This window comes from Pontibacter ruber (assembly GCF_023630205.1).
Classification (GTDB): Bacteria; Bacteroidota; Bacteroidia; order Cytophagales; family Hymenobacteraceae; genus Pontibacter; species Pontibacter ruber.
Window position 1 is genome coordinate 935,279 of sequence record NZ_JALPRR010000003.1, and the last position, 23,083, is coordinate 958,361.

Annotated in this window: 21 protein-coding genes; 1 reads left to right on the forward strand and 20 read right to left on the reverse strand. The window is 50.8% G+C overall.

Annotated features, from left to right (window positions below; translation table 11 throughout):
- Window positions 1–54: 54 nt before the first annotated feature.
- The 18 genes from MJ611_RS15800 to MJ611_RS15885 form a co-directional block, all read right to left on the reverse strand.
- Window positions 55–528 carry a GbsR/MarR family transcriptional regulator gene (locus tag MJ611_RS15800; RefSeq protein ID WP_250431077.1) on the reverse strand — a complete coding sequence of 158 codons (474 nt, stop codon included), beginning with the start codon at window positions 526–528 and terminating at the stop codon, window positions 55–57.
- Between the two features lie 165 nt (window positions 529–693).
- Window positions 694–2,181 carry an NADH-quinone oxidoreductase subunit N gene (locus MJ611_RS15805; RefSeq protein ID WP_250431079.1) on the reverse strand — a complete coding sequence of 496 codons (1,488 nt, stop codon included), beginning with the start codon at window positions 2,179–2,181 and terminating at the stop codon, window positions 694–696.
- Entirely contained in the window at window positions 2,168–3,763 is a 1,596-nt protein-coding gene (nuoM, locus tag MJ611_RS15810) for an NADH-quinone oxidoreductase subunit M (protein ID WP_250431081.1), read from the reverse strand. Before nuoM ends, MJ611_RS15805 begins: the two co-directional genes overlap by 14 nt.
- A complete protein-coding gene (gene nuoL / locus MJ611_RS15815; protein ID WP_250431083.1) occupies window positions 3,760–5,649 on the reverse strand; it encodes an NADH-quinone oxidoreductase subunit L in 1,890 nt (629 codons plus the stop codon). Before nuoL ends, nuoM begins: the two co-directional genes overlap by 4 nt.
- Window positions 5,650–5,652: 3 nt before the next feature.
- Window positions 5,653–5,961: an NADH-quinone oxidoreductase subunit NuoK gene (nuoK, locus tag MJ611_RS15820; RefSeq protein WP_242929270.1), complete on the reverse strand. Its 309-nt coding sequence runs from the start codon at window positions 5,959–5,961 to the stop codon at window positions 5,653–5,655.
- Window positions 5,958–6,485 (reverse strand): NADH-quinone oxidoreductase subunit J, encoded by a 528-nt coding sequence (gene nuoJ, locus MJ611_RS15825; protein ID WP_250431085.1) that lies wholly within the window; start codon window positions 6,483–6,485, stop codon window positions 5,958–5,960. Before nuoJ ends, nuoK begins: the two co-directional genes overlap by 4 nt.
- A 3-nt stretch (window positions 6,486–6,488) precedes the next feature.
- Window positions 6,489–7,004, reverse strand: a complete 516-nt coding sequence (nuoI, locus tag MJ611_RS15830; RefSeq protein WP_242929268.1) for an NADH-quinone oxidoreductase subunit NuoI — start codon at window positions 7,002–7,004, stop codon at window positions 6,489–6,491.
- 150 nt (window positions 7,005–7,154) lie between these two features.
- Complete coding sequence (gene nuoH, locus MJ611_RS15835) at window positions 7,155–8,114, reverse strand: NADH-quinone oxidoreductase subunit NuoH (RefSeq protein WP_250431087.1); 960 nt, start codon at window positions 8,112–8,114, stop codon at window positions 7,155–7,157.
- Window positions 8,084–10,819, reverse strand: coding sequence for an NADH-quinone oxidoreductase subunit NuoG (gene nuoG / locus MJ611_RS15840; protein WP_250431089.1), 2,736 nt, complete (start codon window positions 10,817–10,819; stop codon window positions 8,084–8,086). The genes nuoH and nuoG overlap by 31 nt, the downstream gene beginning before the upstream one ends.
- Entirely contained in the window at window positions 10,820–12,103 is a 1,284-nt protein-coding gene (gene nuoF / locus MJ611_RS15845) for an NADH-quinone oxidoreductase subunit NuoF (protein ID WP_250431091.1), read from the reverse strand.
- Between the two features lie 4 nt (window positions 12,104–12,107).
- On the reverse strand, window positions 12,108–12,572 hold the full coding sequence (nuoE, locus tag MJ611_RS15850) for an NADH-quinone oxidoreductase subunit NuoE (protein ID WP_250431093.1): 465 nt from the start codon (window positions 12,570–12,572) through the stop codon (window positions 12,108–12,110).
- Between the two features lie 17 nt (window positions 12,573–12,589).
- A complete protein-coding gene (locus tag MJ611_RS15855; protein WP_250431095.1) occupies window positions 12,590–13,459 on the reverse strand; it encodes an alpha/beta fold hydrolase in 870 nt (289 codons plus the stop codon).
- A 28-nt stretch (window positions 13,460–13,487) separates the two neighbouring features.
- Window positions 13,488–15,239 carry an NADH-quinone oxidoreductase subunit C/D gene (gene nuoC / locus MJ611_RS15860; RefSeq protein WP_250431097.1) on the reverse strand — a complete coding sequence of 584 codons (1,752 nt, stop codon included), beginning with the start codon at window positions 15,237–15,239 and terminating at the stop codon, window positions 13,488–13,490.
- 143 nt (window positions 15,240–15,382) lie between these two features.
- On the reverse strand, window positions 15,383–15,655 hold the full coding sequence (locus MJ611_RS15865; RefSeq protein ID WP_250431098.1) for a DUF4242 domain-containing protein: 273 nt from the start codon (window positions 15,653–15,655) through the stop codon (window positions 15,383–15,385).
- 139 nt (window positions 15,656–15,794) lie between these two features.
- Window positions 15,795–16,433, reverse strand: coding sequence for an NADH-quinone oxidoreductase subunit B (locus MJ611_RS15870; RefSeq protein ID WP_250431100.1), 639 nt, complete (start codon window positions 16,431–16,433; stop codon window positions 15,795–15,797).
- 94 nt (window positions 16,434–16,527) lie between these two features.
- Entirely contained in the window at window positions 16,528–16,965 is a 438-nt protein-coding gene (locus MJ611_RS15875) for an NADH-quinone oxidoreductase subunit A (protein ID WP_250431102.1), read from the reverse strand.
- Window positions 16,966–17,051: 86 nt separating this feature from the next.
- Window positions 17,052–17,483: a CBS domain-containing protein gene (locus MJ611_RS15880; protein ID WP_250431104.1), complete on the reverse strand. Its 432-nt coding sequence runs from the start codon at window positions 17,481–17,483 to the stop codon at window positions 17,052–17,054.
- Window positions 17,484–17,873: 390 nt separating this feature from the next.
- A complete protein-coding gene (locus MJ611_RS15885; RefSeq protein ID WP_250431107.1) occupies window positions 17,874–18,146 on the reverse strand; it encodes a GNAT family N-acetyltransferase in 273 nt (90 codons plus the stop codon).
- 208 nt (window positions 18,147–18,354) lie between these two features.
- Between MJ611_RS15885 and MJ611_RS15890 the strand changes: the two genes are divergently transcribed.
- Window positions 18,355–20,541 (forward strand): glycoside hydrolase family 97 protein, encoded by a 2,187-nt coding sequence (locus tag MJ611_RS15890; RefSeq protein WP_250431109.1) that lies wholly within the window; start codon window positions 18,355–18,357, stop codon window positions 20,539–20,541.
- A 446-nt stretch (window positions 20,542–20,987) separates the two neighbouring features.
- On the opposite strand, the gene MJ611_RS15895 is transcribed toward MJ611_RS15890, so the two are convergent.
- The gene (locus MJ611_RS15895; protein WP_250431111.1) at window positions 20,988–21,782 is read right to left on the reverse strand and encodes a bestrophin-like domain; all 795 of its coding nucleotides are present in this window, start codon (window positions 21,780–21,782) and stop codon (window positions 20,988–20,990) included.
- 562 nt (window positions 21,783–22,344) lie between these two features.
- On the reverse strand, window positions 22,345–22,962 hold the full coding sequence (locus MJ611_RS15900) for a hypothetical protein (RefSeq protein WP_250431113.1): 618 nt from the start codon (window positions 22,960–22,962) through the stop codon (window positions 22,345–22,347).
- Window positions 22,963–23,083 lie beyond the last annotated feature (121 nt).

Below are 23,083 nucleotides of genomic sequence, written 5' to 3' on the forward strand. Positions count from 1 at the left end.
TGTTTATACTTTATTAGTTAGTTCTGTATTTAATGAACTAACAAGGTAAAAAAATTATACTTTCTCCTTCGTCTGCTCTTTCTCCCATTGCTCGATCAGGTTAGGGAGTTGCTTTTTAAGGTAATCCAGAAAGCTGATAAAGGATTGCAGTTTCTGGTCGTACACCGGGTTCTCTCTTTTCCTGACCTCCAACACACGCTTCAGCAGGTTGTTCAGTTCCCCCAAATCCTCCATTTTCTTGTTGAACAGGTCGCGCCAGTTCGAGGATTTGATCCTGAAATAGCGTTTTCTGTCGCCGGAGAAGGTAGTGTATTCAATGTGCCCGGTGTTGAGCAGCATATTCAGGGCATTGCTGGTGGCGCTCTTACTTATATTCAGCGTTTCAGAGATCTCTTCAAAGGTAAGTTCAGCCTTATCCGACACCAGCAGCAGACCCATAACACGCGCTACAGCAGGCTGAAAACCATTGTTTTCATGGTAGATGCCAATCTCTTCGATCAGTTCCCGTTGTTTATCGCTTAGTATCATGTTCCTAATCTATTGCAGAATCTTAACAGTGCAAAGGTATGGCATTGTTCCGTTGGTTCATAATTTACAGAACTAAATTTTGCTGATATTTCGAAAGTATAGTTTTGACGTCGAATGAGAGGATAAGGTGGCAACCGGTTTTACTTTCATAATAAGAATTTGTCTTTACTTAGCCGCCTCCAGCAACGGTGCCGATGGGTTCTGTACCATTGTTGCGGGTGAGATCAAGCCTTCTATCAGGTTCACCAAACCTGTTGGATAGACCCCGATGTATAGTAGCAGCAAGGCCAGTACAGCCAGGGTACCTGCGCTGGCAAGCAGTATGGAAGGCCGTAGCCGCTCCACCGGCTCGCGGCCGGCTTCAGGCTGCTGAAACATAACCGCAATCAGCTTGATGTAATAATAAAGGCCGATGACTGAGTTGAGTACCAGCATGGCAACGAGCAGCCAGAGCTGGGTATTGACGCCTGCCGCCAGTATGTAGAACTTGCCTACAAACCCTGCTGTGAGCGGAATACCCGCCAGCGACAGCAGCATGGCCGTGAAGACGGCGGCAGTCCAGGGGCGCCGCCAAAGCAGGCCGCGATAATCTTCCAGTTGTTCTGCGTCACCTTCCGAATCAGAAAGCATGGTAACCACTCCAAAAGCACCAACCGTGGTAATGAAGTAAGCTACCAGGTAAAATGTAATGGCCTCTACACCCAGCTCATTTCCTGCCAGAAAAGCCACCAGCAGGTACCCCAGGTGGGAAATAGAGGAGTAGGCAAGAATGCGCTTGACATTGCGCTGCATCAGGGCCAGCAGGTTACCGGCGAACATGGAAGCAATGGCGACAATGGTAAAAATGAGCACCAGCGTCTGGAAGCGGAAACCTTCTACCTGCATGAAAAGCCGGATCAGTAGACCCAGCATACCGCCTTTAGATACCGTGGCAATAAAAGCCGTGACAGGCGCCGGAGCTCCTTCGTACACGTCGGGCGTCCACATATGGAAAGGCACCACGCTGAGTTTGAAGCCAACACCGATGATCATCATGCCAAAACCGGTGAGCATCAGCAGGGGTAGGTCGTAGGCTGAGGCAATGGAAGCAGCGATACCTTCAAAGGTCATGGTGCCGGTACTGGCGTATACCAGTGCCATACCAAACAGCAGGAAAGCAGAGGAAACAGCAGCTAATATTAGGTACTTGATACCGGCCTCATCGGAGCGCTCGCGCATGCGCAGGTAGGAGATCAGTGCGTACAAGGACACGCTTAGAACTTCCAGGCCCAGGAACAGCGAAGCAAAATGCTTGCTGATTACCAGCGTGCAGGCTCCGAGCGTTGCCAGTAATATCAGGATGTAATATTCCTCTTTCCGTTCCTCGCGCTGCTCAAAATAGGCATACGACATCATGCTGATCACCAGCGAAGTGAGCAGGGTCAGGCCAATGTATAATATGGCAAAGCCATCAATTACAAAGAGTGGCTCGACAACATGCCGCTGCAGGCCGCGCAGTTCGAACAGGTAAAGAAATGACCCGATCAGCGACAAGGCCGTGACCACATAAATGATCTTGTGGTTGCGCTTTATGGCTACCACCAGCATGGTAAGCAAGGCTCCACCTGTCAGGATCAGGAGCGGCATAAGGTAATGGAAATCAATCTGTGACATAGGCACCTCCTCGAGTTGAATGATGGGTGGAAAGAGTATCGGCAGGAAGTATAAGTACTGGGGCATTTTGCGCTACTGGAGCAACCACAGGAGCTTCCGGCTCCTGATAGGCCTGCAGTTGCTGGGTTATACTTGGTTTGGCTGTATCAAGCACTGGTTGCGGGTAAAGGCCCAACCAAAGTATAGCCGCTACCATGGGCAATGCGATCAGCATTTCGCGCAGGTTCAGGTCTGGCAATGCGTGTGCGTCAGCATGACTTTCCAAAGCATTCTCTCCGTAAAAAGTTTTCTGCATGAGCCGCAGCGAGTAAGCTGTAGCTAGCACCAGGCCAATGGTAGCAAAAACCGTCAGCCAGTTGTTGGCCTGCCAGGCACCTACCAACGTCAGGAATTCGGCGATAAAGTTGCCCAGCCCAGGTAGTCCCAGCGACGCCATCACGAAGATGAGCATGATTACGCCCATTTTGGGTGCCACAGACCAGAAGCCGCCCATCTGCCGGATGTCGCGGGTGTGCAGGCGGCTGTAGAGGAAGCCGGCAAGTATGAACAGGGCGCCTGTGCTAAGGCCGTGTGTGATCATCTGCATGACCACGCCCTGCAGCGCAAGCTCGTTAAAAGCAAAAACACCCAGTATCACAAAGCCCATGTGACTGACAGAAGTATACGCCACTAGTCGTTTCAGGTCGGTTTGGGAGAAGGCAAGTATGGCGCCGTAAAGTATACCGATCACACCGAGCAGCATGGCCCAGGGAGCAAAGTCCGGGGCGGCAGTAGGGAAGAGCGGGATCACGAAACGCAGCAGACCGTAGGCACCGGTTTTAAGAAGTAAGCCGGCAAGTATAACACTACCGGCTGTTGGTGCTTCGGAGTGGGCGTCGGGTAACCAGGAATGGAATGGCACCACAGGCAGTTTTACCAGGAATGCCGCTAAGAAGCCGAACATCAGCAGGCGTGCCGCTTCCGGTGTAAAGGAAGTGCCCAGCAATTCAAAGTAGTTAAACGTATAGGTACCTGTTTGCCGGCCGTGGATGAAGTATAAACCAAGTATAGCCAGCAGCATGAGCAGCCCGGAGGCTTGTGTAAAGAGGAAGAACTTATATGCGGCGTAGTTGCGGTTGGCGTGCCCCCATATCCCGATCTGAAAGTACATCGGAATCAACATTACTTCCCAGAAGAAGTAAAACAGGAACAGATCCATGGTCAGGAAGACGCCCGCAATACCCGCCAGCACCCACAGCAGGTTGAAAAAGAAGAAGCCCACCCGGTTGTCGATCTCCCGCCAGGATACCAGCACGGCCAGTATCCCCAGGAAAAAAGTAAGCAGCAGCATGAGCAGGCTCAGCCCGTCGAGCGCCATCCTAAAGCCAATGCCCCATTGCGGGATCCAGGGTATGTCGAGTTGCAGCAGCCAGGGCGAAGTAGCCGAAGCCGAAGTGGTCTGCCAGAGGTAGATGGTAAGAGCAAACGGCACCAGCACTGAGAGCAGCGCTACCCAGCGGGGAGCAGCTATACTTGCCCGTTCCGAGATCCAGGCCAGCACCCCGCCAACCATCAGGATTACGATCAGCCATATCATGATCATAGCAGCAGACTTAAGGTTAGAATAAGTACGGCACCCACCACCACGCCCGTAATGTAGTTGCGCAGCACGCCGTCCTGGGTGCGGGAGAGGGCCCGGTTCAGCGTTTCCGCCAGTGAGGCCATACCGGTATAGATCTCGTCGATTACATCGGCTTTGTTCAGTTTAGACAGGTACACGTAGGGCCGCACAAACAGCATGTCGTAGAGTTTATCAAAGCCCCAGCCTGAGAACCAGAAGTCCCGAATGGCCATTGTAACTTTGGACCGCGTTATAGTTTCCTGGAAAGCCGCAGGGCGGGCGTAGAAGAAGAGGAATGCCAGAAAAAGGCCCACAACAGAAACACCGGCAGCCAGCGTCTGGAACATCCATTCCGACTCACCTATGGTTTCGTCCACGGCTATACCTGGCAGCACCGGCTGCAGCAGGTCCGAAAACAAGGTCAGGTGCGCAAAGTTGTGCGGTAGTTCGATAAATCCGCCTACGGTGGAAAGTATAGCCAGAATCACCAGCGGCACCACCATCACCAGGCCCGGCGGGTGGGAGACGTGTGTTTTGGCTTCGCCGTAGAAGGTGATGAACACCATCCGGAACGTATAAATAGCCGTGATAAAGGCGCCTACCAATGCCGCCAAGTATAGCCATACATTACCACGCTCGCCTGCCAGGGCATACCACAGGATCTGGTCTTTGCTGTAAAAACCTGCTGTTACCAGAGGCAGCGCAGCCAGTGAAGCAGCCCCGATCAGGAAGGTCCAGAATACCACAGGCAAAGCTCTGCGCAGGCCGCCCATCTGCCGCATGTCCTGCTCGTGGTGCAGCGCGATAATGATGGCCCCGGCACACAGGAAAAGCAGCGCCTTAAAGAAGGCATGAATCATGAAATGAAAGATACCTGCCGACCAGGCGCCCACACCCAGCGCCAGGAACATGTACCCGATCTGGCTGATGGTAGAGTAGGCGAGCACGCGTTTCAGGTCGTATTGCGTGAGGGCGGTGCAGCCGGCAATAAGCAACGTAACAGCTCCTACTATCGCTACAGCCATCATGGCAGGCGGCGCCAGTTCGAAGATGACGTTGGTACGGGCGATCAGGTATACGCCGGCCGTTACCATGGTAGCCGCATGTATCAACGCACTCACAGGCGTAGGACCAGCCATCGCGTCTGGCAACCAGGTTTGCAGCGGCAACTGACCGGATTTACCCACGGCTCCTCCCAATAATAAAAAGGCAGTCAGCACCGCCTTTTGTGAACCAACCGGCCAAGTTTGGGGAGCTTCAGAAAGTATAGCCTGTATATTAAGCGTGCCGAAAGTCTGGAAAAGTATAAACAAGCCGATAGCCATAGCCGTATCGCCGACGCGCGTGATGATGAAGGCTTTTCGGGCAGCATACCCGTTTGCAGGATTTTTATACCAGAACCCGATGAGCAGGTAGCTGCACAAGCCAACGCCTTCCCAGCCTAAGTATAAAAGCAGCAGGTTATCGGCCAGCACCAGCATGAGCATAGAGCCTACAAACAGGTTCATGCAGGCAAAGAAGCGTGCAAAGTCCTCTTCATCGGCCATATAGCCAGCCGAGTAAACGTGTATCAGGAAGCCGACAAACGTAACCACAAACACAAAGACCAGCGACAGCGCGTCGAGGTGGAAAGCTATGCCGGGGCTAAACCCTGCAACATCAAACCAGGTCCAGACCTGCTGCACGTAAAAGTCAGGGCGTGCCGAAAGGAACTGGAAGCCCAGCAGCAGTGTGATCAGCGCGGAAAAGCCTACGCTGCCGGCACCAAGTATAGCCACCAGGTTGCGCGGCATGCGCCGGCCAAAAAGGATGAGCAGGAGGGCGCCGGCAAAAGGCAAGGCGGGTATTAACCAAAGTAGATTTTCCATAGCTTATCCGAACATTTTATTGGCTGCGTCGCTGTCGAGGGTTTTCAGCTGGTGGTGGAGCTGAAGTATAAGTGCGAGCCCCACCGAAACTTCGGCAGCGGCCATCGTGAGGATGAAGATGAACATCACCTGCCCGTCGGGTTGCGCCCAGCGCGTAGCGGCTACGATGAAGGCCAGTCCGGCTGCGTTGAGCATGATCTCCACCGAGATCAGCATAAAGATGATGTTGCGCCGGATGAGCACGCTGATCAGCCCGAGCGTGAAAAGTATACCTGCCAGCAACAGGCCGGCTTCCATGGGAATATTGGTCATATTTCGCTCCTTTCCAGAAAACGGTGAACCACTTTTTTCTTTTGCCTACCCAAATGATAGGCGCCCACTATACCGGCCATCAGCAGCATGCCGCACAGCTGCACGCCCAGCAGGTAGGGTCCGTACAAAGCCAGGCCTACTTCCCGGGCGTCTACGGGCTGGTTGTTGATGGTCGGCATGTCTTCGGCAATCACCAGGTAAGCCAGTTCAGCCAGCAGCACCAGCGAGAGCAGGGCAGGACCGATCCAGGTTTTAGGCCGGAGCCAGGTTTTTTCCTGCTGCACGTCCTCGTTGGTCAGGTTCAGCATCATGATCACGAAGATGATGAGTACCACAATGGCTCCGGCGTAAATGATGACCTCTAGAGCCGCCATAAACGGAGCGCCCAATGTGAAAAACACCACCGCTACAGCCAGGAATGACACCACCAGATAGAGCAGCGCATGGATCATGTTGTAGTTGGTGATCACCATGATAGTGGCCAGTATGGCGATAGCGGAGGCTACATAGAAGGTCAGTTCCATAGGTTATGGGATTAAGCTTTTGATGTCTACCGGAGGCAGTTCGTTTTCTGCCTCGCCTTTGTCTTTTCCGCCAATGGCCATGCCGGCTACTTTGTAGTAATTGTAGCCCGGATACTTGCCTTCTCCGTTTATGAGCAGGTCCTGCTTCTCGAACACCAGGTTCTGGCGGTTGTATTCGCCCATTTCAAAATCAGGGGTGAGCTGGATGGCGTAAGTGGGGCAGGCCTCTTCGCAGAATCCGCAAAAAATGCAGCGCGAAAAGTTGATCCGGAAAAACTCTGGGTAGCGCCGACCGTGCTCGTCTTCGGTGGGCTGCAGGGCAATGCAATCTACGGGGCAGGCGACGGCGCACAGGTTGCAGGCCACGCAGCGTTCGCCGCCGTCCGGGTCGCGCGTCAGCACAATGCGGCCCCGCCAGCGCGTTGAAAGTTTGGCTTTGTGCTCCGGATACTCGATGGTCTCCCGCTTGTGGAAGGCGTGCAAAAATGTGAGCCACATACTGCGCAGTAAACTAAACATACCTGCTCCTTTCTTTTATACTTGTTGTTTGCCTGTCCCCTTGAAGGGACAGGCTATTCTTTTATTTTCTGTCATCTCGACGATAGGAGAGATCTAAATCAAGCTATACCTGTGTCAGATTTCTCGCTCTGCTCGAAATGACAATCTGAGTTACTCATTCATCAGCACAATTGCTGCCGTTACCATCAGGTTTACCAGGGTGAGCGGCAGCAGGATCTTCCAGCCGTACTCCATCAGTTGGTCGTAGCGGGGGCGTGGTAAGGAGGCGCGCAGCAGGATGAAGATCATCAGGAAAGCGCCTACTTTAAGAATGAACCATACGATCGGCGGGAGGAAGTCCGGGCCGAGCCAGCCGCCGAAGTATAAAGTCACCACCATACAGGAAATGAGCGTTATGCCCAGGTACTCCCCGATGAAGAACATGCCGAACTTCATGCCGGAGTACTCGGAGTGGAAACCCGCTATCAGCTCACTTTCTGCTTCCGGTATGTCGAAGGGCAGGCGGTGCGTTTCGGCTACGCCGGCGATGAAGAAGATCACAAAGCCGATGATCTGCGGAATAAAAAACCACAGCCCCCGCTGCGACTCCACGATATCCACCAAGCTGAAAGAACCGCTTAGCAGCACCACGCCCATCAGTGCCAGGCCCATGAACACTTCGTAAGAGATCATCTGCGCTGCACCGCGCATGGCACCCAGCAAACTATACTTGTTGTTAGAAGCCCAGCCACCCAATATGATACTATAAGCACCCATCGACGACATGGCCAGGAAGAAAAGCACGCCAATGTTAAGGTCAACCACGATTATGCCCGGGGCAAACGGTATAACCACAAAGCTCATCAGCACCGAGATCAGCACGATGGTAGGCGCCAGTACAAACACTATTTTATCGGCAAAAGGGGGTATCCAATCTTCCTTAAAAAAGAGCTTGAGTGAGTCGGCTACCACGATGAACAGACCAAAGGGGCCGGCGCGGTTAGGGCCGTAGCGGTCCTGCCACAGCGCCAGCATGCGACGCTCGACCCAGATCATGCCGGCTGCCACGTTGAGCAGCACGAACAGCACGCCTCCGATAATCAGGAGATAATTTGGGGCTGATTCTTCCATGATGGTTCCTCCTTGTTAAGTATGGCCCAAGCGGGCATTTCTGCGAACGGCACCCCGGCCAAACCTTTCGGCAAGCCGGCAGTTCCTTTTGTCAGGTTATCATCAATGCGTACCTGCAACTGATACACGATGCCTTCTATGCTGAAGGTGAGTACCTGGCCTTCCTGCTTGTCCAGTTCCATAGCGTCGGCACGGCTCAGGGCCACATATGGCTCTGGTATTCGTTGGGCAATGGCCGGCGCCTGTGCGCTCTGCTCTTCCGAGCCAAAAATGTGGTAGAGCGGCAGCATGTACAGGTGGTTCCGAATCGGCTGGAAATGCTCGGGAATTACCGTGAAGTAATGAATTTTACTTTCTTTCGGCGGCTCGATCAGGCGCAGGCCCGGGTCGCCGTGATGCAGGTGTCCGCCCACTTCTTCCTGGTACTTGTTCACCGACTGTGCCGAGTTCCAGCCCGGGTACCAGAAGAATGGATTCACCGGTGCAGGTGCCTCCCCGTGGAAGCCTTCCATAGTATAACTCAGCGGCGAATCCGGATCTTCCGGAGGTTTGGGCTCGTGCACGCTCTGGTTGGCGAACATGGCCGTACGGCCGCTGAAGCGGTGCGACTCACGGGCTATTTTCTGACCGGCCACTCTGAAGTTAGCAGGAGGCGTGATGGCTTCCACCCCTCTAAACTGCACCAGTTCCTGCGCCATCGCCTGTTTGATGTCATCGATGTTATGCCAGTTGCTCATCTGCGGATGTGCCATAACAGTACCTAGATCAGTAAGCCAGCGCCAGCTTTCCTCTATGTCTTCCGGGGTAGGGTATACCTGGTAGAAGCGCTGCGCACGTCCTTCGTGGTTCACCAGCGTGCCGTCTGCTTCGGCAAAAGTGCCGGCCGGTAAAAGTATGGCTGCTTTTTCGGTGTTAGCAGTATGGGTATGGTCGAGTACAAGTACCTGTTTAGCGGAGTTCAGAAACTCATCAACCTTGGTTTTGCAGGCGTGGCGGTAGATATCATTTTCAAGTATGATAACCGTATCAGCGTAACCGTTCTGTACTGCCTCGAAAGCTGAGTCCATCTTGTGGCCGCCCATCATGGCCAGGCCCATGCTGTTGCATTCCGGTACGGTAAGCGAAATGCCGGTTGCCGGATTCTGCTCAAATAAAGCCGTAGCCACATTGGCAGCTGCTTTAAGTATAGCTTCGCTGCCGCTGGAGCAACCGGAGATCACCAATGGTTTTTTAGCCGATCGTAAGGCCATAGCAATCTGCTGCGCCAGTACCTGTTCGTCTTCGGTCAGGTCGGTCATTTCCGGAGCGGAGTCGCTGAGGTAGTGGGCTACGGCAAAGCCTAAACGGGCAATGGTGTCGGGCGAGGCATGATAAGTAGCCGTGGCGACTTCATCGAGTTTGGTATCAGTGAAGGTGGCGATGAACAGCGGTCCTTTCTGGTCCTGTATCAGTTCGCGGGCGGCTGCGTCCTGCCACAGCGGAATTTTAGCCTGGGCCACCTGCTGCAAGGGCTGCTGTCTTATAGACTGCCGTACCGCCAGTGCCAGCATAGGAGCGGTGTTGGTGAGGTCTTCGCCAAGAATAAATACAGCGTCGGCAGTTTCGATCTCTTTTAAGGAGAATGTTCTGGCTGGTCCTTCTTTCAATATTTTCAGCACCAGGCAGGCCAAGTCGTGGTCGTTATCAGCTATACCGTGGTGAAAGTTCTCCTCGCCTACCAGAGTTCTTAATGCATAGTTTGATTCGAGTGAAGCGCGCGGCGAGCCAATACCGATCGCGCGACCCGTTCTAAGTATAGCTACCGCTTCCTGTACGGCGGTAACAGGTGTTACTGCTTCCGGCAACTGGCTTCTTACTAACGCTTTTCTGACACGGCCCGGGTTGTTGACAAATTCATAGCCAAAGCGACCGCGGTCGCAGAGGAAATAGCCGTTGACTTCGCCGTTGTAGCGGTTCACGATGTTACGCAGGGTGCCGTAGCGCTCGCCAGCTGTTATGTTACACCCAACGCTGCAGTGGTGGCAAACAGAAGGCGCCATGGTTAGGTCCCATTTGCGGGTATAATGTTGTTTCAGGGTTTTGTCTGTGAACACACCCGTTGGGCATACTTCGGCCAGGTTGCCGCTGAACTCGCTTTCCAGCACGCCGTCTTCGCTCCGGCCAAAGTAGATGTGGTTATGGGCGGCGAACACATCCAGATCGTTACCGCCGGCATAGTCTTTATAAAAGCGCACACAGCGGTAGCACTGTATGCAGCGGTTCATTTCGTGGTTCAGGAAGGGGCCCAGGTACTGGTTGCGGTACGTACGCTTCTGGTACTCGTAACGGCGATAGTTGTGGCCCGTCATCACGGTCATGTCCTGCAGGTGGCACGAGCCGCCCTCGTCGCATACGGCACAATCGTGCGGGTGATTTGTCATCAGCCATTCGATGATGTGACCTCTGAACTCCACAGCGTCTGCCTCGTTGATGGACAGCCGCATGCCATCGCGTACTGGTTCCATACACGACATGGTCAGCTTGCCCTTGGTGTCTGCTTCGTCTTTAAACACCTTGACGGCACACTGGCGGCAGGCGCCTACCGAGCCCATGGCAGGGTGCCAGCAAAAGTAGGGCAGGTTCATGCCGAGGGTAAGGCAAGCTTCCAGCAGATTCTTGCCCGGCTTTACCTCGTAGGGTACATTGTCTATGAATATGGTTACCATCTAAGACCTCCAGGGACATCGTTGTTCGTGTATATGCCGTTCAAAATCCTCTCTGAAATATTTCAGAGCGCTCTGCAGTGGTTCCATGGCGCCGGGTGCCAAGGCACAAAACGTGTTGCCGGGGCCAAGGTATTTGGTGTGGAAATCCAGGATGTTTAGGTCGGTTTGCTTGCCGGTGCCGTTGTCGATGGAGCCGAGTACTTTCTCGACCCAGGGCAAACCTTCGCGGCAGGGGGTGCAGAATCCGCAGGACTCCTGTGCGAAGAAGTGCTGCAGGTTCTGCACAAATCCTACGGGACAGGTCTGATCATCTAAGACGATCATGGTGCCCGTGCCCATGCGGCTGCCGACTGCGGCAACCGAATTATAGTCCATCTTAACGTCTAAGTGTTCTTCCACCAGAAAGTCGGTGGAAGCGCCGCCCGGTAATGCTCCCCGGAATTTATAGCCGTTCTTCATACCGCCGGCATACTCTTCCAGCAACTCGCGCACGGTTACACCCATAGGTAATTCCCAGCAGCCGGGTTTGTTTACTTTGCCGCTTACACCATAAAGTTTGGTGCCTGCATCCTCAGATTTATTCCTGCTCAATCCTTTAAACCATTCGGCTCCGTTGTTCACGATGTGGGGCAGGCAGCAGAGGGTTTCCACGTTGTTAACTATAGTAGGTTTGCCGTAGAGGCCGCTTACTTGCGGGAAGGGTGGCTTGGCGCGTGGGTTAGCGCGTTTGCCTTCCAGTGCATTAAGCAGGGCTGTTTCTTCGCCGCACATGTAGCGCCCGACGCCGGTATGCAGGTGCATTTCCAGGCTATAGCCGGAGCCAAGTATGTTTTTGCCGAGATAGCCGGCTTCGTAGGCTTCGTTGATGGCTTTGGTAATTTCCTGTGCCGCCAGTTTATAAGCGAACCGTAGAAAAACATAGGATATATCGGCCTGTATGGCATACGAAGCTACAATCATACCTTCAATCAGCTGGTGCGGGTTGCCCTCGAGCAGGAGGCGGTCTTTAAAGGTGCCGGGCTCCATTTCATCTGCATTGGCTACGAGGTATTTTGGCCGTGGTACGTCATCGCCCATCGGCACAAAGCTCCACTTCAGGCCGGTGTTAAAGCCGGCACCGCCGCGCCCGCGCAGGTTCGAGTCTTTCACCAGCGTTTGTACTTCGGCCGGTGTCATCTCTTTCAGCACTTTGCGCACCGATTGGTAACCGCCTACCTGCTCATACTCTTTCAGGCTGAGTGGCGGTCTGCCGGGTACAATATGTTGGGTCAGCGGCTTTTCCATGGGCTTAGTTATACTTGCTGAGGATGTCGTCTAATTGCTCGGGTGTTACATTCTGGTAGAGATCGTTGCCGACCATCAGGGCAGGGGCGCAGTCGCAGGTGCCGAGGCACACGTTGGGCAGTAGCGTGAAGCGGCCATCCGGTGTGGTTTCGCCATACTTTATACTTAGCTTCTGCATGAGGTGCTCCCGCAATCCCTCGTAACCCATCACCCAACAGCTAATGCTGTCGCAGAGTAAGATCACGTTTCTGCCCACCTGCCTGCGAAAAATGAGGTTGTAAAAGGTGGCCACACTGTCGAGTTCGTCCGGTGACATATCGAGCAGAACGGCGGTATCTTTCAGATCTTCATCCGATACCCAGCCCCGGTGCTGCTGCACCACCTTCAGCGCCTCAATGCAGGCAGCCTTTTTGCTCGGCACCAGGCTGATCTCGTGTTCTATCTGGTGTATTTCCTCTTGCGTTAGCATTTCTATTTATTTATAAATTATGAGTGAGCACTATGTCTCGCGATAAACCGAAGTATAGCTTCATTCAAAGCCTGCGGATTATCCAGTTCCATCTCATGCGAGGAGCTCGGGATCATGACACTTTCCGGCTGAGGCAGGCATTTTTTCAATTCATCTGCGATTACATGTAAAAGTCTTAGACTTTTTTCGGCAGTAATTACCAAAGTAGGTGCCCTCACTTTTCTAATGTCGGCGCAGGTGATAAAGGGATAGAGTTCAAAGATCATTTTAGAGCAGATGATCCCTTTCATCTCCTGTATGTTGTCGTTTATCTGCTGCTGTACTTCGGGCGGCATTTTATCATAGAAGCCGGTGTCGGCCATGATGCCATCCAGGAAAATCTTCACTCCCTGTAAGTCATCGCCGCTTTCAAAAGCCTGGGCGGATGGCAGAATCGTTTGTGTTTCCCACTCAAAAAGAAGCCTATTCCCTTCTTCTGAATTTACCAGTAAAGACGCAACGGGAGGTTCGGCCAGGCAAAGGCTTTTTACCAGTTCGGGAAGCTCGATAGCTGTTAGCAATGCGGTATAAGCACCGAATGAATGGCCTACCAGATGCACCTGGTCAAGATTTAACTTCTTTATTAATGCTGCCAGATCATCTGCATGCGGAATAATTGTATAACCTGCCTTATCATCTGTTGACTTTGCCGGATAGGCGTAACGTCTGCTGTAGGAAATAACCCGATGCTTCTCAGAAAAAGGTCCTATTTGTCCTTCCCACATCCGGTAATCACTCAGGTTGCCATGGACCAGGATAATCGGCTCGCCCTCGCCCTGCTCTGTGTAGGAGAGGGCAATGCCGTTTATCTCGATTTCCTTAAGCTCCGTTGACGTTACTTCTTTCATTCCTTTTTCAATTCAAGACTCAGAACTCCTACCTGTCAATATCTGCCAGCACGTAATCCATAGCGCCAAGTATAGACAGCAGGTCGGCTACGGTATAGCCTTTGCTGATGTAGGGCAGCATTTGCATGTGCGGAAACGAGGGAGTGCGGATCCTGACGCGGTATGGCGAGGTGTTGCCATCGCTGGTCAGGTAGTAGCTGTTGGCTCCCTTGGTTGCCTCGATGCAGCTCATGGCTTCTCCGGCTGGTATCACTGGTCCCCAGCTCACGTTGAGGAAGTGTGTGATCAGCGTTTCGATATCGTGCATGGTATGTTTCTTAATAGGAGGTGTGGTGAGCGGGTGATCGGCTTTGTAAGGACCTTCCGGCATGTTCTTCAGGCACTGCTCGATGATGCGCAGGCTCTGTCGCATTTCGGCTACGCGCACCACGGCACGGTCGTAGCAGTCGCCGTTGGTGGCAGTTGGGATGTCGAATTCAAACTGGTCGTAGCCGGAGTAAGGGCGCTTTTTGCGGAAGTCCCACTCCATACCGCAGGCGCGGAGGTTTGCCCCCGTCACGCCCCATTCAATGGCCTCCTCCAATGTAAAGATGCCGATGCCGACCGTTCTGGCTTTGAAAATGCTGTTCTTCATCACCATGCCATCGTATTCTTTCAGCCTCTTAGGGAAGTAGTTGAGGAAGTTCTGCACCAGTGTTTCCCAACCCTTTGGCAGGTCCTGCGACACGCCGCCGATCCGGAACCAGTTGGGGTGCATGCGGCCGCCGCAGATGGCTTCCACAATTTCGAAAATGCGTTCGCGGTCGGTGAACATGTAAAAGACAGGGGAGAGCTGACCGATGTCCTGGGCAAAGGTGCCGTACCATACCAGGTGACTGGCAATCCGGAAGAACTCGCACATCATAATGCGGATCACCTTTACCCGGTCCGGTACTTCGATGCCTGCCAGTTTCTCGACAGCCAGCAGGTACGCCAGGTTGTTCATCACGCCCCCCAGGTAATCGACGCGGTCGGTGTAGGGGATGTAGGTGTGCCAGGACTGGCGTTCGCCCATTTTCTCAGCACCGCGATGGTGGAAACCGATATCCGGTACCGCGTCTACTATGTCTTCGCCATCCAGCTGAAGTATGATTCTGAGTACGCCGTGCGTGCCCGGGTGCTGTGGCCCCAGGTTCATGAACATAAAGTCGCTGTCTTCGCTGTGGCGCTGCAGTCCCCATTCTTCCGGATTGAATTTTAAATCTGCCTGCAATTTATCCACCTTATCATCCCAAAGTCGGAACGGGCCCATTTCGGTGGCGCGGGCCGGGTGCTCTTTGCGGAGCGGGTGGCCTTCCCAGGTGCGCGGCATGAGGATGCGCGACAGGTGCGGATGGCCGGTGAATTTGATGCCGAACAGGTCGTATACTTCGCGCTCGTACCAGTTGGCATTGGCCCACAGTGCGCTTATACTTGGCACTTCCGGGTGCTCACCAAACAAGCCGATTTTCAGCCTGACAAATGCATTGCGCTCGTAAGAAAAGAGGTGGTAAACGATGGTGAAGTCGGCTTGCGGTACGTGGTTGGTAGCCCGGTTGCGGGTTCGTTCGTCCACGGCGGTCAGGTCATAGAGGAAGGGAAAGGGCTGTGGGATCTCCGTTTTCAGATACCGCAGGATTTCCAGCGACTGGTTCAAAGGTATCCAGAGGGTGAGGATGTCATCCTTGGTAGTTTGGGTGGTGAACTTTGCGTCACCAAACCTGGACTGCAATTGCTCTAAAATGCCGCTGCCTTTTTCCATAAATTGGATAGTATAGGCATACCCGTGGTGCAGGTATACTTAGTTCCCGTAATACTTTTATACCTTCATGTACTCTCTCTGCTCTCTATCTCTATTTGTTGAAAGTCTGATTTTATACTTTGCCGCTCCGGTTTATACTTCTGCTACTCTGCCGTAACCGGATCAATAATGGCTTTTACTTCATTGATAGCGTTTGCAGGTATACCAACCTGCGCGGCATGCTCCCGGATCATTTCTGCGTTTGGAGCATTGTAAATGCAGTACACTTTGTCGCCTGTTACATAGCTATGTACCCACTGTATCTGTGGCCCCAGGTTGGTTAGCACACCGCAGGATTTCTGTGAAACACCTTTTAACTGCTCGGCAGTTAAGTTGCCTGCACCCAAAATTTCTCGCTCAATGATATACTTAGGCATAGGTTTATACTTTTTATAGTTCTTAGCTTCAGCTTAACCTCCCTTCCCTCAAGCTCCTTTCAGGATGACAGAAGAAGGAAGTTTACAAAGTATAGTAAGAGGTAAAGTCTAAGTCTTTTATCCTGTGTCTTTTGTCCTTTCATACTTCATCCGGTGAGCGGAACGTGGTCATCTCATCCCAGCGCTCGCGCTTGCGATCTTTCACGGCTATTTTCTCCGGTTTTATGATGCCCTGCTCGCCGATGGTCCAGCTTAGCGGCCGCTTTTCTTTTCCTACCGAATCTGCCAGCAGCATGAGGCCTTCCATAAAGGCATCGGGCCTTGGAGGACAACCCGGTACGTACACATCCACCGGCAGAAATTTATCCACGCCCTGCACTACACTATAAATGTCGTACATGCCGCCGGAGTTGGCGCAGCTACCCATCGAGATCACCCAGCGTGGCTCCATCATCTGCTCGTAGAGGCGCTTGATGATCGGGGCCATTTTAATAAAAACCGTACCGGCAATGATCATCACGTCGGCCTCGCGCGGCGTACCACGAATTACTTCGGCACCGAAACGGGCTACGTCATACTTGGGCGTCATGCTGGTGGCCATTTCCACGAAGCAGCAGGAGAGGCCGAAGTGGAAAGGCCACATCGAGTTCTTGCGGCCCCAGGCCAGCAGGTCCTGCACCGTACTAAGCATAATGCTTTGCTGCACCGTTTCTTCGAAAGAGCTGGTGCCTTTCACGGCATTTGCCGGTTCGTTGGGTTTGCTAAGCCACCATTTCATGGGCGTTGATCGTTATTCGTATTTCGTTTATCGTGTTTCGTGTTTTGGGACTCGGTGACTTATGTCTTTATGTCTTATGTCTTTTGTCCCAGTTTTATGCTGCTGCCGGCTGCCTTTGCTTTAGGCGTTTGTATGCCTGTAGTATCTTCTTGCCATCCGGCCCGAAATCCAATGCGCCGTTGCGCCACTCGTATACCAGCACAGCCACCAGAATACCGATGAACACCAGCACGCCAAAGTAACCGTACCAGCCCAGCTCTTTAAAAGCGATAGCCCAGGAAACAATGAAAACCGTCTCAACGTCGAAAATGACGAAAAGCATGGCAACAAGATAAAATTGGTTAGAGAAGCGGAGGCGGGCTGTGTCGGTGCTCACAATACCTCCTTCATAGGGTTCCTCGGTAGCATGCTCCTTATGCCGCCCGCCCAGCAGGTGCGAGAGCACAAGTATAGCGCCTACCAGTGTCAGGACAATGGCTGCGTACACCAGCAGGGGCCAGAGTACCGTTGTGTTTTCAGCAGATGTCTCCATTGCAGATCCCCCTCCAGAGATCAAAAGAGTTTTGTTTCTACGCCTTTGCGTCAGTAAACACACCGCCAAGTATAAGCTATACTTTGTCAGTGACCGGTGATATAATGCTCGAGATTCTCGATGATAAATTTCTGTTCGTCAATAATATACTTCACCACGTCGCCGATCGAGATCAGGCCAACCAGCTTGCCTTCTTCCATCACGGGCAGATGCCGGATGTAGCGGCTGGTCATGAGCTTCATGCAATCTTCTATGGTGGTATCTGGTGTTACGGTGGCGGGGTGTTCGCTCATAATTTCCCGGATCTGCGTTTCGCGGGACGATTTTCCGCGCAGAATCACTTTCCGGGCGTAGTCGCGTTCGGTAAAGATTCCGACAAATTTGCCCTTATCCTCTACCAGCAACGCGCCAAGGTTCTTCTCTACCATCTGCTCCAGTGCGTTGTAGACAGTAGTTTCAGGTTCAACAGAAAATACAGCATTTCCCTTTATCGCAAGGATATTTCTGACCTTTCCCATAACTCCTCCTCCTGATTATTAAATATATATAGACAAATATTGAATTTGCTCTATGAATCCTTCAGCACGTTAAGAATACATACGTGCACAGTATAAAAAGTTACTTATATAATAAATATTTGTATTATATAATGCGAAAAAGTTATAAAATTTCACCATAGGGTGTGTTTTAGCTCTGAGAATTATTATTGTAAAATGTTGATATGCAAGCATTAAGTCTTAAGTATATGCATTGAAAAGTATGAATTTTAAGGAAAGCAGGTTGAAGCAGGAGAAAACGGAGAGGTATACTAAAATAATTTTTATCCAAATTGCTGCTGTTGCACCAGAAAAGGAACGGCTCCGATCTGTTGCAGATCGGAGCCGTTGCGTTTTTTTGAATAAATAAAATTAGCCTAAAACATCCTGATAATCCGGATGACGCCTTACGTAAGCCTCTACAACCGGGCAGGAAGGTATGACCTTACAGTTCTTTTCGCGGGCATGTTCCAGCCCCGTCTTCACTAGTTTATCTGCAATGCCCTGTCCGCGGTGCGATTCCGGTACAAAAGTATGGTCAAAATCCATAGCCCCTTCCTCAGTGTAAGTATACGTCAGTTCAGCCTGTTCCTCGCCTGTGTTTGCATAAAAGCGCAGGTCCGCTTCATCGTGTATGATATCCATAATCTTTAATTCTGAATGATATAGTGAAAGTATACGGCACAGCAGGGGAGGTGTTTTAACCTATGATCAGGCGCAGTAGCAACACAGCAGCAAGCCATGGCTACATCCGAATAAAGAAAAACACCGATATTTTGTGTATTTTGCCTCCTTAAATACGTAGTCTTACCCTGATTGATTTTTTAGTCTTTAAAAACCATCTGATCATTTTATGAATTTACGCTACACAGCTGGGAAAGCTGGTTCTACGAGGCGCCTGGTGCGCAGATTAAAATTAGTGCTGTTTCTCTGTACGTTTTCCTTCCTGGTAAATGCGCAGGTAATTACTTCTCCGGACAAGAACCTTACCATGAAGTTCGAGCTGAAGGGGAATGGCGTGCCGACCTACCAGCTTACCTACAAGAAAAAGCCGGTTATTAAGGAAAGTAAACTGGGCCTGGAGCTGAAAGACGCCGCTTCGCTGGCTGAAGGATTTACGGTTGCCAAAACAGAGCAGGCTTCTGTAAACAACACCTGGGAGCCTATAGTGGGCGAGCAGAAAACCATCCGTAACAACTACAACGAGCTGCTGGTAACGCTTAACCAGAAAGAGCAGAAGGATCGCCAGATCCTGATCCGCTTCCGTTTGTTCAACGATGGCCTTGGCTTCCGTTATGAGTTTCCGGAGCAGAAGGAGCTGAATTACTTCGTTATCAAGGAAGAGAACACCGAGTTTAACCTGGCTGGCGACCACAAGATCTGGTGGATTCCGGGCGACTACGACACCAACGAGTATGCCTATACTACCTCTAAGATCTCTGAAATTCCGGGCCTGATGAAGAAGGCAACAATAGACGTACACGCACAGTGGCCAATTAAAAACACAGCGGTGCAGACGCCATCTATGATGAAATCTTCTGACGGGATTTACATCAACATTCACGAGGCGGCACTCATCAACTATCCGGCCATGAACCTGAACGTGGACCCGAAAACCTTTAAGTTCAGCGCGCACCTGACACCGGATGCCATGGGCAACAAAGGCTATGTGCAGACAGACTTCAATACGCCCTGGAGAACGATCGTGGTGAGCGACGATGCTACGGACATACTGGAGTCGAAGCTTATCCTTAACCTGAACGAGCCTACCAAGTATAAAGACGTTTCGTGGATAAAGCCGGTGAAGTATATCGGTGTGTGGTGGGAGTACTTTGTGGCAAATAAAAGCACCTGGGCTTACGGCAAAGAGACCAACGTTAAGCTGACCGACGACTTCACAAAGCTGACGCCGAACGGTCGCCACGGTGCTACTACCGAGAACGTGAAGAAGCACATCGACTTTGCAGCCAAGCATGGTTTTGATGCTGTTTTAGTTGAAGGCTGGAACATTGGCTGGGAAGACTGGTTCGGTAACTGGAAAGAAGAAGTGTTCGACTTCGTAACCCCTTACCCAGATTTTGATGTGAAAGGTTTGCAGAAGTATGCCGCTGATAAAGGGGTGAAAATCATGATGCACCACGAAACCTCAGCTTCGGCTACCAACTACGAGCGCCGCCTGGATGATGCTTTCCAGTTCATGAAAGACAATGGTTACAACTCTGTTAAGACAGGTTACGTGGGCAAGATCATCCCGAGAGGGGAGCACCACGACAGCCAGTGGATGGTAAACCATTACATCCGCGTAGCTGAAAAAGCTGCCGATTACCAGATCCGGGTGAACAGCCACGAGGCGGTAAGACCTACTGGTTTGCACCGTACCTACCCGAACTGGTTTGCGCAGGAGTCTGCCCGCGGGACTGAGTTTGAAGCGATGGGCGGTCTTGCTCCGGAGCACGCTACTATACTTCCGTTCACTAGACTGATGGGTGGCCCAATGGACTACACACCGGGCATTTTCCAGACGGATCTTTCTTACTACAACAAAGACAACAACCAGCGCGTGAACACAACACTGGTGAAGCAGCTGGCTTACTACGTAACCATGTACAGCCCACTGCAAATGGCTGCCGACATGCCAGAGAACTACGAGCGCTTCCCTGATGCGTTCCAGTTTATTAAAGACGTAGCAATTGATTGGGATGATACCTGGGTGCAGGAAGCTGAGCCAGGCGATTATGTAACCATTGCCCGCAAAGCAAAAGGCAAGAACGAATGGTATGTAGGTGGTATCACCGATGAGAATGCCCGTACGGCAACCGTTCGTTTCGACTACCTGCCAAAAGGCAAAAGCTACGTGGCTACCATCTACGCCGATGCAAGTGATGCCAGCTGGAACAAGAACCCGCAGAAGTATACCATCCGCAAGGTGCTGGTAAACTCTAAGAGCGTACTGAAGCAGCCGATTGCCCCAGGCGGTGGTGTTGCCGTAAGTATAAAAGAAGGCAGCAAGCAGGATACAAAAGGCCTGAAGAAGCTGTAAGAAGTATAAAGTATAGAAAGAAACGGGGCGCCGTGCATTTGCACGGCGCCCCGTTTTGTTTATGAAGAAGATGTTTTTTAAAGGCTGCTACATATCTTACGCTTATTTTTCAAATGCCCTTGCTGTGTCAGGTAGTTTCTTTCTTATTGTCATCCTGAAAGGATCTTGTGGGCTTATAGCGAAAGCTTAACCTCCGGAGTAGGCAGGGACGTTTCATTCTACTGTTTGCTGGCGCGGATCTGTGATCCGTGACTTTTTATTATGTCGGATTTGCAATCTGACTGGGCCAGAGGCCCACCCTATAGCAAGTCACGAGCGAGGACGCTCGCGCCATAAACACTCAGCTTTCGCAGTATGGGTTTTAGTTGTTGGTGTTTTCACCAACAACGGCGATAAACGGCGACATACCACCAATGGCGGCAAAGCCTTCTTTTCTGAAGAATTTTTTAACGTGCCTCTTCATAAAATTTTCTAAGATCAACAGTCATTTTGTGCATATCATTTAATTTTATTATGCCTCTTCTTGGCCTGTCTAGATCCAGTGTAATATAGGTAACCAGCACCACCAGGAAATGAAAAATCAATATTGACAGCCAATCTCTTTTTTTTCTGCCAATGCCGGAATAACCTGCAAAAAAAGCTGTAGCCAGCGACAGGCTAAATAGCATATACACAACTGGGTCAGGCACGCGGTCCCTAACGGCAGTATGCCTGGCTTCCTGTACTTTCAGCATCTCATGTAACGCAGGTATCATCTGCTCTGAGGCTAGTTGGTTTTCAGGGTTACGGGAGAGACGCACTGCCCTTTTCCAGATAGTAAGGATATGCAGGCGGCTTTTTTCACGAGTGGCAGCCAAAAGCGTGGGGTTGAAATCCATTTCATAATACTTAATTCGGGTATCTAAATACGCTTTGATTTCTTTTCGGAATTCCTGCCGCTCTGCCGGCTCGTAGAGATCGGCCATCATAATAACGGACCGGATGCCACTGTTCTCATCCGAAATACTTTGTCGCCGGGTTTCAAAACGACTACCAGCCATGGCAAAAGTGAATGCCAGAAGTAACCCCTGCAGACCAAGCACTGAGGCAATCACTACTGAATGTTCATCGGTAGCGGCAGCGTATGGTTTTCGTATCAATCCTATCTGCATTCCTACATAAGTAGCTACTACCAACATAACGAAAAGCAGAAGTATTATGAACCAAAGATCTGTAGCATAGAATATGGAGTTGTCTTTCATAATCTGGATATTCGTTTGCACATTAGAGAAGCCATGGTAGGAGTAAGTATTTATCTCTTGATCATCAGGGAAGCATATTAGAGTAACTGATTTCGAGCAAATAATTGAGTACAAACAACTTTATACCTGTACTAAAAGAAAACCTGCTGCTCTCTCAAATTCTGCACATTTATATTATAGTATCATGTGTCAATGTTCGCCTATAGTGTGAGCCTAATTATTTGGTTCATAATAAGCTAAGTCTGGAGTTCTTTTCCCGATCTCGCAATTATGCTACTGTTAATTTTGTTAAAAACAGAAGTAATATCATATTTTAAAGCCGGTCTTTTTTATACGTAATTTTAAAAAACTCCATTTCACCCGCACAAAAATAACCTTTGAGACTGCTTTAAACTCTCCCTGCTCCGAATTCCGCCAGTTTGAGCGAAGCGGGAACTGGTGGGAAGTTATGGCTGCCACTTTGTAACTGGCGATAGTATAGCTTGAATTACACGCCAGTTACAAATTGTCTTCAAGTATACCCACAATTTGCGCTTACGCTAAACTTGCGGGATAAGGGTTTTCACTTTCCAATAAGTACCTCATATTCCTTCGGAACTATAACTCCCCGGAAATGATCTGTTAGACCATAAAATATCAGGACGGTACAGAGAATTCCAAAAGCTAAAATGGTTGTTGCTTGTCTCTTCGGTGATAATCCCAAAATGTCCTGCTGCATCTTTTTGCTGTGTATGGAAGCAATGTGACCGAAGAAGGAAAGTATAGCAAATCCGTAGTATGGAATAAAGAACAGCAGGAATGGAAATGTATTTAAGCCTGCTACTCCAAAATAAAAATTCGTGTCAAGGTTTAGATAAAGTCTTCCGACAAGCACCGCTCCTACATGAATAAAAAAAAAGATTGCCAGGTAAAGTCCTGTCCAAACCTGAAGTTTATCAAAGTTACCAGTTGCTGTTTTTCTGTTTGCTTTAAAAAGTTTCAGGCCTGAAGTTATCTGCACAAGTATAGCCCCTAGCAAAACCATCTCCACGAAGATTTTGCGGTAAAAAAGTCGTAAAGCATTCATCATTTCAATGTGTCTGTCTATGCCAAATACACTCCATACATGATTGAATAAATGAAGCCCAACAAATACCATAATGATCACTCCCGAGGTGTAGTGAAGTTTCCTGATTGGCATAAAGACTTATGGTTAGAAGGGGTTATAAGAAGGTGCAGAATGGCTCGTACAGGCTGTGAGCAAGGCGTAGCTGTAGCTTAAAGCCTGTACCGTGTTAGGTTTTGGTAATTTTTCTTATTCT

Excerpts from the sequence above, each read along its gene's own strand:
- MJ611_RS15800 (WP_250431077.1), bottom strand. The coding sequence starts at position 528 with ATGATACTAAGCGATAAACAACGGGAACTGATCGAAGAGATTGGCATC.
- MJ611_RS15805 (WP_250431079.1), bottom strand. The coding sequence starts at position 2,181 with ATGTCACAGATTGATTTCCATTACCTTATGCCGCTCCTGATCCTGACA.
- nuoM (WP_250431081.1), bottom strand. The coding sequence starts at position 3,763 with ATGATCATGATATGGCTGATCGTAATCCTGATGGTTGGCGGGGTGCTG.
- nuoL (WP_250431083.1), bottom strand. The coding sequence starts at position 5,649 with ATGGAAAATCTACTTTGGTTAATACCCGCCTTGCCTTTTGCCGGCGCC.
- nuoK (WP_242929270.1), bottom strand. The coding sequence starts at position 5,961 with ATGACCAATATTCCCATGGAAGCCGGCCTGTTGCTGGCAGGTATACTT.
- nuoJ (WP_250431085.1), bottom strand. The coding sequence starts at position 6,485 with ATGGAACTGACCTTCTATGTAGCCTCCGCTATCGCCATACTGGCCACT.
- nuoI (WP_242929268.1), bottom strand. The coding sequence starts at position 7,004 with ATGTTTAGTTTACTGCGCAGTATGTGGCTCACATTTTTGCACGCCTTC.
- nuoH (WP_250431087.1), bottom strand. The coding sequence starts at position 8,114 with ATGGAAGAATCAGCCCCAAATTATCTCCTGATTATCGGAGGCGTGCTG.
- nuoG (WP_250431089.1), bottom strand. The coding sequence starts at position 10,819 with ATGGTAACCATATTCATAGACAATGTACCCTACGAGGTAAAGCCGGGC.
- nuoF (WP_250431091.1), bottom strand. The coding sequence starts at position 12,103 with ATGGAAAAGCCGCTGACCCAACATATTGTACCCGGCAGACCGCCACTC.
- nuoE (WP_250431093.1), bottom strand. The coding sequence starts at position 12,572 with ATGCTAACGCAAGAGGAAATACACCAGATAGAACACGAGATCAGCCTG.
- MJ611_RS15855 (WP_250431095.1), bottom strand. The coding sequence starts at position 13,459 with ATGAAAGAAGTAACGTCAACGGAGCTTAAGGAAATCGAGATAAACGGC.
- nuoC (WP_250431097.1), bottom strand. The coding sequence starts at position 15,239 with ATGGAAAAAGGCAGCGGCATTTTAGAGCAATTGCAGTCCAGGTTTGGT.
- MJ611_RS15865 (WP_250431098.1), bottom strand. The coding sequence starts at position 15,655 with ATGCCTAAGTATATCATTGAGCGAGAAATTTTGGGTGCAGGCAACTTA.
- MJ611_RS15870 (WP_250431100.1), bottom strand. The coding sequence starts at position 16,433 with ATGAAATGGTGGCTTAGCAAACCCAACGAACCGGCAAATGCCGTGAAA.
- MJ611_RS15875 (WP_250431102.1), bottom strand. The coding sequence starts at position 16,965 with ATGGAGACATCTGCTGAAAACACAACGGTACTCTGGCCCCTGCTGGTG.
- MJ611_RS15880 (WP_250431104.1), bottom strand. The coding sequence starts at position 17,483 with ATGGGAAAGGTCAGAAATATCCTTGCGATAAAGGGAAATGCTGTATTT.
- MJ611_RS15885 (WP_250431107.1), bottom strand. The coding sequence starts at position 18,146 with ATGGATATCATACACGATGAAGCGGACCTGCGCTTTTATGCAAACACA.
- MJ611_RS15890 (WP_250431109.1), top strand. The coding sequence starts at position 18,355 with ATGAATTTACGCTACACAGCTGGGAAAGCTGGTTCTACGAGGCGCCTG.
- MJ611_RS15895 (WP_250431111.1), bottom strand. The coding sequence starts at position 21,782 with ATGAAAGACAACTCCATATTCTATGCTACAGATCTTTGGTTCATAATA.
- MJ611_RS15900 (WP_250431113.1), bottom strand. The coding sequence starts at position 22,962 with ATGCCAATCAGGAAACTTCACTACACCTCGGGAGTGATCATTATGGTA.